Below are 14,467 nucleotides of genomic sequence, written 5' to 3'. Positions count from 1 at the left end.
TAACGGCCCGCCGTGACTTTCCAACGGCGGGGCAAGCTGCTATGGAACCGCGTCAACCGGCCCCGCGTTCGGCTCCGCCGCCACGCGGGCGTTTCATATCCAAGAGAGGTTGGCCTATGCCTGACGGGCAGTCTTCACACGAAAATTCCCGCTTTCCCGACAGCGCCATGGCGCTCACCTTCGACGATGTGCTGATCCGCCCTGGGCCGTCGGAGGTTCTGCCGAACGAGGTTGAAGTCGCCTCGAAAGTTACCAAATCGATTTCCGTAAATATTCCGATCCTGTCATCGGCGATGGACACGGTCACCGAGGCGCGCCTTGCGATCGCCATGGCTCAGGCCGGCGGCATCGGCGTGATTCACCGCAACATGGATGCGGACCTGCAGGCCGCCGAGGTGGCGCAGGTGAAGAAGTTCGAGTCCGGCATGGTCGTCAATCCTGTCACGACCAGTCCCGGTGCGCGTCTGGCCGAGGCGTTGGGGCTGATGTCCCGCTACAGCATCTCCGGCATCCCCGTGGTTGAGCCCGACACCGGCCGGCTCGTGGGCATCGTAACCAACCGGGATGTGCGTTTCGCCACGAACGAAGAGCAGCCCATCTCCGAGCTGATGACCAAGGATCTGGTCACGGTGAAGGAGAACGTGGATATGGAAGAGGCCAAGCGGCTGCTCCATCACCACCGGATCGAGAAACTGCTCGTGGTCGACGACGACTATCGCTGTATCGGCCTCATCACGGTGAAGGACATCGAGAAGGCGCGCGCCCATCCGGACGCGTGCAAGGACGACCAGGGGCGCTTGCGTGTGGCTGCCGCCACGAGTGTGGGCGACAGCGGGTTCGAGCGCGCCGAGCAGCTCATCGACGCCGGGGTCGATCTCATTGTCGTGGATACCGCCCACGGCCATTCGCGGCTGGTTCTGGATCAGGTGGGGCGCATCAAGCGGGTGTCGAATGCGGTGCAGGTCGTGGCGGGCAACGTCGCAACGGCTGAGGGCACCAAGGCGCTTATCGACGCGGGCGCGGATGCGATCAAGGTTGGCATCGGCCCGGGGTCGATCTGCACCACGCGTATCGTCGCCGGCGTGGGCGTGCCGCAGTTCAGCGCATTGCTGGAGTCGGTCGAGGAGGCCAAGAAAGCGGGCGTGCCCGTGATCTCCGACGGCGGCATCCGTTATTCGGGCGACATGGCCAAGGCGCTCGCCGCGGGCGCGGACTGCGTGATGCTGGGCTCGCTGCTCGCCGGTACGGATGAAAGCCCGGGCGAGGTGTTTCTCTACCAGGGGCGGTCGTACAAGTCCTATCGGGGCATGGGCTCGATCAGCGCCATGGCGCGCGGCTCTGCCGACCGCTACTTCCAGCAGGAAATCAAGGACACGCTGAAGCTGGTGCCCGAGGGCATCGAGGGTCAGGTGCCCTATAAGGGCCCCGCGGCCAGCGTGCTGCACCAGCTCATGGGCGGCTTGCGGGCCTCCATGGGCTATACGGGCTCACGCACCATTCCAGATTTCCAGGACCGCACGAAGTTTATCCGCATCTCGACGGCGAGCTTCCGCGAGAGCCACGTCCACGATGTGACCATCACGCGGGAATCGCCGAACTATCCGCGGGAGAGCTAGGCTAACGCCATTTGAGCGGCGGCTCTTGCAGCCGTGCGCTCATCTTGGTGCTTGCTGGTTCATCGCCACTATTTGACGCCCATCGCGCGCACCTGATCAAAGACACCCGGCTCGAGCTTCTCGGCCATCCTCAGGTCTGCGCTGCCGTCCGTAGGCTTGCCCGTCCGGCTTTTCACGACGCCCCGGCCGACCAGAGCCATCGCGTTGTTCCCCTGAATCTTCAACGCCGTGTCGAAGTCGGGGCCCGCCTTGTCGAGATCGTCGCTTAGGACATAGACCCAGCCGCGATCGACATAGCCTTTCGCGGTCTCGGGATCGAGCTCGATCACCTTCGTATAGTCGGCGATCGACTCATCGTAATCCTTACGCTTGCGATGGATCTCGCCGCGGCTCGAATAGCCGTTGATGGCCTTCGGGTCCAACTCGACCTTCTTGTTCAAGTTGATCAGCGCGGCGTCGAGATCGTTCTTGCGGCTGTAGACGAGGCCGCGCAGCAGATAGTAATCCGCGTCGTCGTCCTTCAACTCGATGGCCTGGTCCAGATCCTCGATCGCGTTGTCGTAGTCGTTCATCGCGTCGTAGGCGGCCGCGCGCATGAAATAGCTGTTGGCGCGCTTCGGATCGATCTCGACAGCGGCGTTAATGTCGACCATGGCCTCATCGAGATTGCCTGTGGCCGAGAGCCCCATGGCGCGCACGCTATGGGCGCGTATGAGGAGCGTTTTGTCGTCGCTGCCCTCGTCGATGAAGGCTTGGCAGGCGTCCAGTACCTCCTTGATGCTCAGTTTGCCGTCGAAGCAGGGATCCGAGGACGTGCCGTCCTCGGCGGCTGCGGGGTGCGCGAGAAGCGCAGCGGTGAGAAGCCCGGCCGCGAGCGCAGCTCCGACGGAAAACATTGGAAAAGCGCGGATGCGCATGGAAATCCTCCTTAGAGACTCTTTGAGCTTTGCTGTTTTATGTACGTTTAAAAGGGGCGGAAGCGTCCCGTCAATTGAACATCCCTCCATGTTTCCCGGACATTTTGGCATGCCTTAGGGTCAGAGGACGGCGCGATACCTCGAAAGAAGAGCGTATCTACAACTGTGGCGCTGGCGGAGTATAAGAGCGCGAGGCGCGCGAACTGCGCGGATCGCTACGCGCAAAGAATCCCAAAAGGAAAGCTCATGTCGCTCGCAGCCATACTACTGCCCATGTTTCTGCAGGTCGCGCTAACCTTTGCCCTGCTGTTCTGGATGATCATCTTGCGGCTCCGGGCCATCCGTAAGGGCGATGTGCACCCCGAGGTGGCGGCCTCGCGCCAGGCCGATTGGCCCCCTTACGTGCAACAGGTCAGCAATGCCTTCCACAATGCCATGGAGATGCCCACGCTGTTCTACGTCGTTGTGCTGCTCGGCTTCATGACCAAGACCCTCGACACGACGGTCTATGTGCTCATGTGGATGTTCACCCTTTCCCGGATCGGCCACACCGCGATCCATGTGACGAGCAACAGGCTCGCGCATCGGACGCCCATGTTCCTGCTCGGCGCCGTCGCGCTGGCGCTGATGTGGGTCCTCATCGCCGGCCGGATCCTCGTGTTTCAGACGAACTGATGACACCGGCGGGACGAGCAAGCGCCGCCATCGAGGTGCTGACCGACTTGGAGGCACGCAAGCGGCCGGCTTCCGAGGCGCTGAAGGATTGGGGGAGCGCCCATCGCTTCGCCGGATCCGGCGACCGGGCTGCGATCGGCAGCCTCGTGTTCGATTGCCTGCGGCAGCGCGCGTCTCTTGGCGCGGCCATGGAAGACGACGGCCCTCGCGCGCTCGTCCTGCGGGCCCTTGTGAGCGCCTGGGGGATGAGCCCCGACAGCGTGGATGCGCTCTTCGACGGCAGCCGTTTTGCGCCCGAGCCTTTGACCAATGCGGAGCGGGCCGGGCTTTCGCGCGCGCTGTCACCGGAACTTCCTGCCTGGGTGCGCGGTGACTATCCTGATTGGCTGGAGGGCTCGTTCGCAGGTGTCTTCGGTGAGGACGCGGCGGCCGAAGGCGCGGCGCTCTCTGTGCGCGCGCCGGTCGATCTGCGGGTGAACACGCTTAAAGCAAACCGTGACAAGGTGTTGAAAGCATTGGCACGCTTCACGCCGCAGCCAACCACTTATGCGCCGCAGGGCTTGCGCATCGCGCCCCGGCAAGGGTCGGCGCGGACGCCCCATGTGGAGGCTGACGCCGCCCATGGAAAGGGGTGGCTCGAGGTCCAGGACGAGGGCTCCCAGATCGCGGCCGCCATGACCGGCGCGGGACCCCGCGAGCAGGTCATCGACCTGTGCGCCGGCGCGGGCGGGAAGACCTTGGCGCTGGCGGCGGCGATGGAGAACACCGGCCAGCTCTATGCCTACGATGCGAACCGTCTGCGGCTGCGCCCCATCTTCGACCGCTTGCGGCGCGCGGGCGCCCGCAACGTGCAAGTGCTCGAAGGCGGGGTCGAAGCGGGGCTAGCGCCTCTGAAGGGCCGGATGGACCGGGTCGTCATCGACGCGCCGTGCACGGGCTCGGGAACCTGGCGGCGGCGGCCGGACGCCAAATGGCGCCTGACGCCCGAGATGCTTTCGGCGCGCATGGCGGACCAGGCGGCGGTGCTGGACGCGGGCGCCGGCCTCGTGAAGCCCGGCGGCAGGCTCACCTACATTACGTGTTCGGTGCTGCCGGGCGAGAACCGCGAGCAGGTCGACGGCTTCCTGGAGCGCCATCCGGACTTCGTGCTGAAGCCCTGGCGCGCGGTGTGGGAGAGCTCGATCCAGGCAGACGCGCCGGCCTCCGCGGACGGGTCCGACGAGACGCTGCTGATGACCCCGCGCAGCCATGGAACGGACGGCTTTTTCGTGGCCACGCTCGAACGGCAGGCTTGAGGCCCGCTGCGAGATTCCCGATTCCTTTGAATCGGTTGGCGCCCAATCTTGCGACTTTGATTCAGAGGGTGCGGACGTCGAGCGCGGTCATGCCATTGGCCGTGTTGCGGTGTCCGGCGACCCTGAGGCCGGCGTCTGAGATCAAGGTTTCCATCTCCGCAAGGGTGCGCGTTTTGCCGCCCGTGATCGCCATCATGTGGAGGTCGGTCATGATCGCTTCTGGGTCTTCGTTCGGGTCTTCGGGCATCAGCCGTTCGTAGATGACCAGCCGCGCGCCAGCCGCCATAGCCCGGTGACAGTTCTCCAGGATCGCGGCGGCGTCCTTATCGCCGTGCTGCTGGAGCACGCTCTTCAGGACATAGATGTCGGCGCCGGGAGGAACCTCGTCGCGGGCATCGCCGGGGAGGAACTCGATCCGGTCAGCGAACTCCAGGACATCGAACAGCCGCATGGCATCGTCCAGCACGGGCGGTGCGTCGAAGACGATGCCCTTGAGCGCGGGATCGCGCTCGAGCACGCCGGCCAGCCAGGCGCCGTAGCCGCCACCAATGCTCGCGATCACCGCGCTGTCGGCGACGTCGCCCAAGGCTTCCTGCACTCCACCCGGATTGGCCAGCTCCTCCTTGGCCACGTAGCGGAACAGGAACCGGCCTTCGTCGGATTTGGCGCCGCGCCAGTCGGCCGCCGTCTTGTTGAGGGCGAAGGGGAGGGAGGGCTCGCCCGTGCGCAGCGCGTACATCATCGACATCCAGGGCATCCAATATTGGCCCACGACGACGAAGGCCTTCTCGCTGAGGTTCGAGGGATGGCCGTAGGTGAGGCATTCGGCGGCGGGCGTCAGCGCGAAGCGGCCGTCGTCCCGCTCCTCGCACAGCCGCATCGCCACGAGCCCGCGCAGGAAGCGCCGCATGGGACCGGCCGCGAGCCCCAGATCGGAGGCGAGGGCCTCGGGGGTGCGCGGCTCGGCTTTCAGGAGATCGGGCAGGCCGGCCGTGACCGCGGTGAAGAGCAGGGCCGCTTCGTGGTAGGCGGCTATCCTGTCCTTCAGCCGCTCCTCGATCTCGCGCTGCTCCGTCTCGTCCATGCGGCTGTTCTCCCCGGCCGGTGTCCTGCGCCCTTGATAGGGGCAATGGCGCGGCATTCCGAGCGGAAAACTCACAAGAACCGGGTGCGAAACCCCTGGCCTCCCAGAGACTCCTGCTATAACGGCGGCCAATCAGGCCGAACCGGCGAAACGGACAATGGCGCACATGGATCAAGACACCGCACACCAAGACCCCATCGAAGGCACTGAGGATTGGGTGCTGATCGTCGATTTCGGCAGCCAGGTGACCCAGCTGATCGCCCGGCGCGTGCGCGAAGCGGGCGTCTATTCGGAAATCGTTCCCTTCGACAAGGCCGAAGCGGTCCTGGCCGCGGCGACGCCTAAGGCCATCATCCTGTCGGGGGGACCGGCGTCCGTGCATGAGACCGGCACGCCCCGGGCGCCGGATGCCATCTTCGCCGCCGGTGTGCCCGTGCTCGGCATCTGCTACGGCGAACAGGCCATGGTGGCGGCGCTCGGCGGACAGGTGGAAGCCGGGCACGAACGCGAATTCGGCCGGGCGGAGCTCGAGGTCGTGGCCGACACCGCCCTGTTCGACGGCGTGTTTGCGGAAGGAGAACGGGCGCAGGTCTGGATGAGCCATGGCGACCGAGTCACCGCGCTGCCGGATGGCTTCCGCGCCGTGGGCGTCTCCACCGGCGCGCCGTTCGCGGCCATCGCCGACGATACCCGCAAGCTCTACGGCGTGCAGTTCCACCCCGAGGTGGTGCATACGCCGAAGGGCGCGGCGATCATCGAGACGTTCGTGCGGAAGATCGGCGGTTGCCACGGCGACTGGAGCATGGCCCAGTTCCGCGAGGCGGAAGTGCAGCGCATCCGCAGTCAAGTCGGTTCGGGAAGGGTCGTGTGCGGGCTGTCGGGCGGCGTGGATTCGTCCGTCGCGGCGCTTCTGATCCACGAGGCCATCGGCGATCAGCTCACCTGCATCTTCGTGGACCACGGTCTGCTGCGCAAAGACGAGGCCAAACAGGTCGTCGAACTGTTCCGCGGGCACTACAACATTCCGCTCGTGCACGTGGATGCGTCCGAGCGGTTCTTGCGCGCGCTCGACGGCATCTCCGACCCCGAAGCCAAGCGCAAGATCATCGGGCGGCTGTTTATCGAGGTGTTCGAGGAGGAATCCGAAAAGCTCGAGGACGCGCAGTTCCTCGCCCAAGGCACGCTCTATCCGGACGTGATCGAGAGCGTCTCGGCGACGGGCGGGCCTTCCGTCACCATCAAGTCGCACCACAATGTGGGCGGGCTCCCCGAAACCATGAAGCTGAAGCTCGTCGAGCCCTTGCGCATGCTGTTCAAGGACGAGGTGCGGGAGCTCGGGCGCGAGCTCGGCCTGCCCGAGACCTTCGTCGGGCGCCACCCGTTTCCGGGGCCGGGCCTCGCCATCCGCATCCCCGGCGAGATCACCCAAGAGAAGCTGGAGATCCTGCGCGCCGCCGACGCAATCTATCTGGAAGAGATCCGCAACGCCGGGCTCTACGACACGATCTGGCAGGCCTTCGCCGTGCTGCTGCCCGTGCGCACTGTGGGCGTCATGGGCGACGCGCGCACCTACGACTTCGTCTGCGCGCTGCGCGCCGTCACCTCGACGGACGGGATGACGGCGGACTATTTCGACTTCTCCCACGACTTTCTGGGGCGCACCGCCACGCGCATCATCAACGAGGTGCGCGGCATCAACCGCGTGGTCTACGACATCACCTCAAAGCCGCCCGGCACCATCGAGTGGGAGTGACCGCCTTCGGCGGTAGTGCTACGCGCCCGACTGCTCTGTAGGGTGTCCCTCACGCTTCAGACGCACGATGGCCGCATCGAGCGCCTGCAGGAAGGCCGAGCGGTCCGCCTTCGAGAACGGGCGCGGCCCGCCCGTGATCTCGCCCGCCGAGCGCAAATCGGTCATCAGATCGCGCATGGCGAGGGTCATGCCGATGGATGCGTCGGTGAAGGCTTTGCCGTTCGGCGCGATGGCCTCGGCCCTTGCCGTTACGGCCCGATGGGCGAGTGGCACGTCGTTTGTCACCACGATCACGCCGGGGCGGGCCCGCTCCGCGATCCAATCATCGGCAACGTCGAGGCCCTGATCGACGACCACGCGCTCGATGTTCGCGTCCTTCGGCAGCATCATATAGGCGTTGGAAACGACGATGGTCTTGACCGCGTATCTCGCGGTGACCCGAAAAACCTCGTCTTTTACGGGACAGGCATCGGCATCGACGAGGATCAGGATGGGCTCACACATGGCCGGATGTTTAGCAGCCGCGCCCCCGCAACGGCAACGCGGTGCGCGGGATCAACCGCGTGGTTTGCGACATCACCTCAAAGCCGCCCGGGACCAGTGAGTGGGAGCAGAGGCGGGCTAACTTGAAGAAGGCGTGTCCGCCCTCAACCCCTAAGCCATCTGATACCCCGGCGTGGACTTCATGAGGGCGCGTTCGTCCTCGGCCATCACTTCTTCGATCTCCGCGAACAGCGGCGTCGAGAGATAGCGCTCGCCCGTGTCGGGCAGCATGGCGAGGATGACGGCGCCGTCCTCCGCCTGCTCGGCGATCTGGTGGGCGATGGCGAAGGTGCCGCCGCCTGAGATGCCCGTCAGGATGCCTTCCTGCGCCGCGAGTTTCCGCGACCATTCGATGGCGGTGGGCCCTGCGACGGGAATGAGTTCGTCGTAATACTTCTTGTCGACGGCTTCCTGCAGCACGAGGGGAATGAAGTCGGGCGTCCAGCCCTGGATGGGGTGCGGTTCGAAGGCGGAGTGGCCGACGCTCGGCGCGCCGTCGGGTCCGCGCTCCTGGGGGATGCCGCTGCCGACAAGCTGCGCGTTGGCCGGCTCGCTGAGGATAATCTTCGTGTCCGGGCGTTCTTTCCGCAGCACGCGGCCGACGCCGGCCACCGTGCCGCCCGTGCCGTAGCCGCTGACGAAATAGTCGAGACGCTCGCCGTCGAAGTCGGCGAGGATTTCCCGCGCCGTCGTGTTCGCGTGGATGAGCGCGTTGTCAGGCGTCTCGAACTGATGGGCGAGGAACCAGCCGTGTTCCTTCGCGAGTTCGACGGCCTTTTGATACATGCCGAAGCCTTTGAGCTCTTTCGGGGTCAGGACCACCTTGGCGCCGAGGAAGCGCATGAGCTTGCGCCGCTCGATGGAGAAGCTTTCGGCCATGGTGACCACCAGCGGATAGCCCTTGGCGGCGCACACCATGGCGAGGCCGATACCGGTATTGCCGCTCGTGGCCTCGACCACGGTCTGGCCCGGCTTGAGGTCGCCGCGCTTCTCGGCCTCTTCGATGATGCTGATCGCCAGGCGGTCCTTCACGGACGCCGCCGGGTTGAAGAACTCGGCCTTGACGTAGAGCCGCACATTGTCGGGCGCCAGGCGCTTCACGCGGATGCACGGCGTATTGCCGATGGTGTCGACAATGCTCTCGTAGAGTTTTCCTTGTCCGGTCGTGGTTCGTGAGGTCATCGGTCCGTCCTCTGCGTCGTTCTTGGTGCGGTTGCCGGGCGTCAGCGGCGCCATGTTAGGGCGATTGGTGCGCTTTGAGTAGGTCGGCGTCACTTGTCCAACTGGCGGGATTGGGCAAACTGGACGCATCGGGCGAGCGTGCGTTCGCTCAAGCGGACGCAACTAGGTACGAAGGCGACGGGAATGGCTGGCAGACACATCTCAGGCGGCGTGGTTCACGACCTGCCGGCGGATTTCCGCAAGGCGCTGCTCGCCGACGCCAAGGCCTTGGAAACGTGGGAAGACATCACGCCGCTCGCCCGCAACGAGTGGATCTGCTGGATCTTGTCCGCCAAGAAGGCCGAAACGCGGGAGCGCCGCATCGAATGGGGCCGGTCCAACCTCAACGAGGGGAAGCGCCGGCCCTGTTGCTGGCCTGGCTGTCCGCACCGCTGAGCCTTCCGAAACGCCGCTTCTTGCTGCGTGGCGCCGCGCATCCGGCCAATGCCGCGGTTCACGGCAGGTTAACCCTCGCCGCTCTAACGTCGCAAAGTGAGGTATACTACGCGGATGAACCCGCCTTGCGTGTGTCCGCGTCCGGTTTTTGGCCGGGCCGTGCCCATCTCAGGCGGTCCGGACTGCGCGATTTGAGGGAGCCTGTCTCGTGCGAGGGACAAATCGGGTGACAAGCGGTTTTTGCGTCCCGGCCTTTGGCCTGGGTGCGCTTCTGCTCGCCTCCTGCCTTGCTACCGGCTCCGCCTTCGCCGAGCAGCTTCCTTGGCTCGCCGCGCCGGCGCAAGGTTCGCCACAGGCCGTCACCATCGTGCCGAAGACGCGGGTCGTGCCGGGGTCCCGTTATGTGCCGGACGTCCAGGCGCCGCCGCCGCAAGCTGCGCCCGCGCCCGTTGCCGCGCCGGCGCCTCAGACAATGCCGGCCGGCCAGTATGCGCCTGCCGCGGCCGCGCCGTCGCCGGTGATGCCCGTGCCGAATGCGCCGGTCGCGCCGAGCTACCAGGCCGCGCCATCCTATCAGGCCGCGCCGCCTTCACTGCTCGCACCGGCGATGCGGCCGGCACTCGCGCCTGCGCCGGAGCCTGCCGCACCGGTCATTCCCGGCGTGCCTGCCTGGCTCAATCCGCATATTGGCGATGGTGAGGGACAGATATCCGCCACGGTGTTGAAGCGCGCGCGCGACTTCCATCAGTCGAAGGTCCGCGCCGGGAAGGTCAACAATCCCTGCTACTTCGCCTTCGATGCGACGCGCCCCGGCGAGGGGGCCAAACGCTTCTACGCCATCTGCGAGGACAAGCAGACCTTCCGCGCGGTGGCCTCGGGTCATGGGGCCGGGCGCAATTTCGAAGGTGTCGCCAATGTCTCCAACAACGCTCGTTGCGCGAAGAATTTCTCGAATGCAGCGAACTCGCATCTCACGACCGGCGGCGGGTACATGACCGCGGAGACCCGCACCTCCTTCAAGGGCTATTACAGCGAGGGCAGCGGTTATCAGCCGCTCGTCCGGTCCTTCGTGCAGTACACGGGCGAGGGCGAGACGGCCAATGCGCGGTCGCGCGCCATTGGCGGGCACTCGGCGGCGATCGTACGGTGGCAGTGCCGGCTGAAAATGCCGTCGAGCAAGTATGCGGACAAGAGCGGCTACGTGCCCTACGGCAAGCTCATAAACTACAGCGCCGGCCGTTCGAGCGGCTGCACGAGCTGGCCCAAGGACGCGGACGATCAGTTCCTGGCAATCGCGGATAGTCCGACCACGGTTTATATCTATCCGGAGGCCAAGGACATCGTCGCGGTGGGCCGCGCGGTGCGGGCGGGACAGTCACCGTCGCGCGTGGGCGCTTATTGGAACGCCTCGTGCCTGAAAGAGATCGGCGAGCCGAATTTCTGGCCGCGGGAGAAGCTGGAGCCCGCGCTCCTCCAATACGCGAAGAAGAACCGGTCGGCGCCTGCACGCACCCTGTCGGATTTGCCGCTGTGCAAGACGGTCGTCGGCTCGGCGCGCTAGGCCCGGCGCGTAGACGAGACTCAGCGGTGCTCGTCCGGAATTGTTCTCGACAGGAAGATGGCTGTGCCGACCACGAGCGGCGACAGCAAGATCACGCCGAACACGATGAATATGACCGCGGTGGTGAGGGGCGTCACGTCCGACCGCACGAGCGTACCAAGCCCCCAAGCGTCGGTGACAAGCAACGTCACCGCGAACAGCGCGACCATCACGATGCCGATCGCGTATTGCTTGGCCACGAATTTGATCAGGTCCGGCATGGGTCGAATGCTACCATCTCGGCCCCGCCGGGCCAGTGACAATTCGCGCTTGGTTCGGGGCATCCCCATCTGCTGACGCGAGAGTTAAATCTCCCCAATGACCGGCATGAACAGCTTCGACAACAAGTCCTTCCTCGCGCGCATTCGCGGGGGCGATTTCGCTCATCCCGGCGAGGAAGATGCCATCGATCTCGTGTTGTCGCATGTCGGCCCCGCACCGGGCGAGACGGTGCTCGATGCCGGCTGCGGGCTCGGGGCCACGGCCGATGCCATCGGCCGGAAGGCGGGCGCTTCCGTCGTCGGGGTCGATCTCGATGCGGACACTGTGGGATATGCGAACAGCCGTTACCCGGACCGGCGGTTCGTCGCCGGCGACATCACCAAGCTGGGTGAGCTGGGACTGCCGGCAGTGGACGTGATCTACGCGTTCAATTCGCTCTATGCCTGCGACGACCTCGAGGCCTGTTTTGCCGCCTTCCGGGAGGGGGCCAATGCGCGGGCACGAATCGCGGTGTTCGACTACATCGCGTATGACGCCGGCGCGCTTGCCGAGGCGGACTGTCTGCCCCCAAGCGTGCATTCGATGGCGGAGATGCGCCAGGCGCCGGAGCTGCAGGGCTGGACATGCACCGGCATCGTCAATCTCGATCAGGAGTATATCGGCTGGTACGGCCGCTTCCTCGCGCGCATGGACGAGAACCGGGAGGCGCTCGGGGCCGCGCGCTCTTCTGCCTTCTTCGACGAGGTCAGGAAGAAATACGCGGACATGCGTCTTTGCCTGGAGCGGGGTGTGCTCGGCGGCGCTCTGCACACCTATGTGCTTGCGTCCTGATCCATCGCAACGCGGCTGCGATGGATCGGCTCTATAAGGGATGGGGCTTGCACGGAGGAGTAATCGGTTATGATTGGCTCCGGTCGTTCTGCGCACCCGATTCGCGTCCGTGAAATGCCCTATTGACGGCATTTTTTCGCGCAGAATCGAAGGGGTGCGAAACACGGGGAGACTGAATCCGGTGCGATTGATTCCTCTCAATCCGAGAGCTGTCAGTCTGCTGGTCATTTTGGCCGCCGCCGCCATGGCGGCTTGTCTCCACTTGCCGCGCGCACTTGCCGAGGAGCATTTCGAAGACATCCCGCCGTGGCTTCAGGCCCATGTCGGGGACGGCGACGGTCAGATTTCCAAGGTCGTCCTGCAGCGGGCCCGCGCCCTCTACATGGAGAAGGTCATCGAGGGTTCGGCGAAGAACCCCTGCTACTTCGCCATGGACGCGACCCGTCCTAGCGTCTCGGGAAGCGGCGGGGTGGCGCGGCGGTTCTACATCATCTGCGAGCACGACCTTTCCTTCCGTGCAATCTCGTCGGGCTACGGCAACGGCCGCCGGCTGCCGGGCGCGAACTTCGCGAACGGGCGGCGTTGCGCGAAGAACTTCAGCAATGCCGAGGGTTCCAAGCTGACGACGGGGGGCGGCTATGTCACCGCCGAAACGCGGACGTCGTTCAAGGGCTATTACCGGACGCGCGGCAAGTCGGTGCCGCTCCTGCGCGCTTTCGTGCAGTTTGAAGGGGAGGGGGACACGGCCAATGCGCGGGAGCGGGCCATCGGAGGCCACTCCGCCGTGCTGTTGCGGGGCATGTGCCTGCGCAAGAACCCCGACAGCCCCTATGCGAACGAGAAGGGATACGTCCCCTATGGCAATCTCTTGAATTACAGCTCCGGCCGCAGCAATGGCTGCACGAGCTGGACGCCCGAAGACTCCGAGCTGATCGTGGACATGATCAAGGATCGTCCGACGACGGTCTACATCTATCCGGAGTCGCGCGACATCGAAGCCGTGCGAGAGGCGAAGAAGGCGGGCAAGAGCCTGTCGAGCGCCGGGCTCTATTGGAACGCCACATGTTTGCGTGAGATCGGTTCGCCGATGTTCTGGCCGAAGGAAAAACTCGAGCCGATCATCGCCAAGTATAGAAAGGCACACCCCAGCCCGCCGCCGCGCCCGTTGCCCGTCTGCAGGTCGGGGTAAGCTGTTGCCGCATGGGTTGTCTGAGCTGTGACAAGGCTTTAGACAGGCTCCCGTCCAGTTCTGTTTGAGTCGATGCGGAAAATTATCATCTACAGTCTGCTGGCGCTCGTCGCGACCATGGTGTTCGTCTACGTGAACAACGCGACGACGTTCGCCAACCGTCCGCCGGGGACGCCCACATTGCTGGCCCATCGTGGACTTGCGCAGAATTTCGATCGCAAGGATCTCAAGGCGGATACGTGCACGGCGGCGCACATGCTGCCGACCGACCATGCGTATCTCGAGAACACGATCGCCTCGATGCAGGCAGCCTTCGATCTAGGCGCCGACGCGGTCGAGTTCGACGTGCACCCTACCACTGACGGGAAGTTTGCCGTGTTCCATGACTGGACGCTCGATTGCCGCACGAACGGTCAGGGAGTCACCCGCGACCACAGCATGCAGCAATTGAAGGCTCTGGATATCGGCTACGGCTACACGGCCGACGGCGGAAAGACGTTTCCCTTTCGTGGAAAGGGTATAGGGATGATGCCGAGCCTCGATGAGGTTCTGACTCGGTTTCCTGACCGCGACTTCCTCATCAATGTTAAGAGCGCGGATGCGCAGGAAGGAGCCATGCTCGGCGATCGGCTTGCTCAGCTGCCACGCGCACAGCGGAATCGCCTGATGGTTTATGGCAGCGAAGAGGCGCTCGCCTCCTTGCGCGAAAAGGTGCCCGGCGTTCGTGCCTTATCTAAAGCTTCCGCGAAGGCCTGTCTCTTGCGTTACATGGCACTTGGCTGGTCGGGCTATGTTCCCGACGCATGCCGGCACACATTGGTCGCCGTCCCGCTCAACGTGGCGCCCTGGCTGTGGGGGTGGCCGAACCTCTTTCTCAATCGCATGGACAGTGTGGGCTCTCGCGTCTTCGTCCAGGGCGATTACCATGGCGGTTGGTCCACGGGGATTGATACCGAGGGCGACCTTGCCCGGCTGCCCAAGGGCTATTCGGGTGGCGTGTTTACGGACCGGATCGAAGTCGTCGCACCGCTCGTTGGGCGGTAATGGCAACGCGCGGCACTGACTCACGTCAGCTCGCGGTCGTGAACTGCGGTAATCCGTTCATCGCCTCACCTAGACCTGCGT

Annotated in this window: 14 protein-coding genes and 1 pseudogene; 10 read left to right on the top strand and 5 right to left on the bottom strand. The window is 64.9% G+C overall.

Annotated elements, in window-relative coordinates:
- Window positions 1–167 precede the first annotated feature (167 nt).
- Window positions 168–1,616 (top strand): IMP dehydrogenase, encoded by a 1,449-nt coding sequence (guaB, locus tag GL4_RS11835; protein ID WP_045367804.1) that lies wholly within the window; start codon window positions 168–170, stop codon window positions 1,614–1,616.
- 68 nt (window positions 1,617–1,684) lie between these two features.
- Here the strand turns inward: guaB and GL4_RS11830 are convergent, their stop codons facing one another.
- A complete protein-coding gene (locus GL4_RS11830) occupies window positions 1,685–2,533 on the bottom strand; it encodes a tetratricopeptide repeat protein (RefSeq protein WP_172653345.1) in 849 nt (282 codons plus the stop codon).
- A gap of 246 nt (window positions 2,534–2,779) precedes the next feature.
- On the opposite strand from GL4_RS11830, the gene GL4_RS11825 reads away from it, so the two are divergent.
- Complete coding sequence (locus tag GL4_RS11825) at window positions 2,780–3,208, top strand: MAPEG family protein (protein ID WP_045367799.1); 429 nt, start codon at window positions 2,780–2,782, stop codon at window positions 3,206–3,208.
- Window positions 3,208–4,503: an RsmB/NOP family class I SAM-dependent RNA methyltransferase gene (locus tag GL4_RS11820; protein WP_045367796.1), complete on the top strand. Its 1,296-nt coding sequence runs from the start codon at window positions 3,208–3,210 to the stop codon at window positions 4,501–4,503. Before GL4_RS11825 ends, GL4_RS11820 begins: the two co-directional genes overlap by 1 nt.
- Window positions 4,504–4,564: 61 nt before the next feature.
- On the opposite strand, the gene GL4_RS16815 is transcribed toward GL4_RS11820, so the two are convergent.
- Entirely contained in the window at window positions 4,565–5,587 is a 1,023-nt protein-coding gene (locus GL4_RS16815) for a methyltransferase (RefSeq protein ID WP_052464435.1), read from the bottom strand.
- Between the two features lie 157 nt (window positions 5,588–5,744).
- On the opposite strand from GL4_RS16815, the gene guaA reads away from it, so the two are divergent.
- Window positions 5,745–7,340, top strand: coding sequence for a glutamine-hydrolyzing GMP synthase (guaA, locus tag GL4_RS11810; protein ID WP_045367793.1), 1,596 nt, complete (start codon window positions 5,745–5,747; stop codon window positions 7,338–7,340).
- An 18-nt stretch (window positions 7,341–7,358) separates the two neighbouring features.
- Here the strand turns inward: guaA and GL4_RS11805 are convergent, their stop codons facing one another.
- On the bottom strand, window positions 7,359–7,844 hold the full coding sequence (locus GL4_RS11805; RefSeq protein ID WP_045367790.1) for a YaiI/YqxD family protein: 486 nt from the start codon (window positions 7,842–7,844) through the stop codon (window positions 7,359–7,361).
- 35 nt (window positions 7,845–7,879) lie between these two features.
- Here GL4_RS11805 and GL4_RS18235 point away from each other — a divergent pair.
- A pseudogene (locus tag GL4_RS18235) lies at window positions 7,880–7,951 on the top strand (GMP synthase (glutamine-hydrolyzing)); the annotation flags it as partial.
- 43 nt (window positions 7,952–7,994) lie between these two features.
- Here the strand turns inward: GL4_RS18235 and cysK are convergent.
- Window positions 7,995–9,065: a cysteine synthase A gene (gene cysK, locus GL4_RS11800; RefSeq protein WP_045370035.1), complete on the bottom strand. Its 1,071-nt coding sequence runs from the start codon at window positions 9,063–9,065 to the stop codon at window positions 7,995–7,997.
- A 183-nt stretch (window positions 9,066–9,248) separates the two neighbouring features.
- Between cysK and GL4_RS11795 the strand changes: the two genes are divergently transcribed.
- The gene (locus GL4_RS11795) at window positions 9,249–9,500 is read left to right on the top strand and encodes a YdeI/OmpD-associated family protein (RefSeq protein WP_045370033.1); all 252 of its coding nucleotides are present in this window, start codon (window positions 9,249–9,251) and stop codon (window positions 9,498–9,500) included.
- Between the two features lie 226 nt (window positions 9,501–9,726).
- Entirely contained in the window at window positions 9,727–11,061 is a 1,335-nt protein-coding gene (locus GL4_RS11790) for a hypothetical protein (protein WP_156137555.1), read from the top strand.
- A 20-nt stretch (window positions 11,062–11,081) separates the two neighbouring features.
- On the opposite strand, the gene GL4_RS11785 is transcribed toward GL4_RS11790, so the two are convergent.
- The gene (locus GL4_RS11785; protein ID WP_045367789.1) at window positions 11,082–11,321 is read right to left on the bottom strand and encodes a hypothetical protein; all 240 of its coding nucleotides are present in this window, start codon (window positions 11,319–11,321) and stop codon (window positions 11,082–11,084) included.
- A 97-nt stretch (window positions 11,322–11,418) separates the two neighbouring features.
- Between GL4_RS11785 and GL4_RS16810 the strand changes: the two genes are divergently transcribed.
- The 3 genes from GL4_RS16810 (at window position 11,419) to GL4_RS11770 (ending at window position 14,386) form a co-directional block, all read left to right on the top strand.
- Entirely contained in the window at window positions 11,419–12,153 is a 735-nt protein-coding gene (locus GL4_RS16810) for a class I SAM-dependent methyltransferase (protein WP_052464433.1), read from the top strand.
- 181 nt (window positions 12,154–12,334) lie between these two features.
- Window positions 12,335–13,342 (top strand): hypothetical protein, encoded by a 1,008-nt coding sequence (locus GL4_RS11775; RefSeq protein ID WP_052464431.1) that lies wholly within the window; start codon window positions 12,335–12,337, stop codon window positions 13,340–13,342.
- Between the two features lie 72 nt (window positions 13,343–13,414).
- Window positions 13,415–14,386, top strand: a complete 972-nt coding sequence (locus GL4_RS11770) for a glycerophosphodiester phosphodiesterase family protein (RefSeq protein WP_045367785.1) — start codon at window positions 13,415–13,417, stop codon at window positions 14,384–14,386.
- Window positions 14,387–14,467 lie beyond the last annotated feature (81 nt).

The organism is Methyloceanibacter caenitepidi, from assembly GCF_000828475.1.
GTDB classification, from domain to species: domain Bacteria; phylum Pseudomonadota; class Alphaproteobacteria; order Rhizobiales; family Methyloligellaceae; genus Methyloceanibacter; species Methyloceanibacter caenitepidi.
The sequence above is the reverse complement of the archived record's forward strand: the minus strand, read 5'-3'. Positions and strand labels throughout refer to the sequence as shown.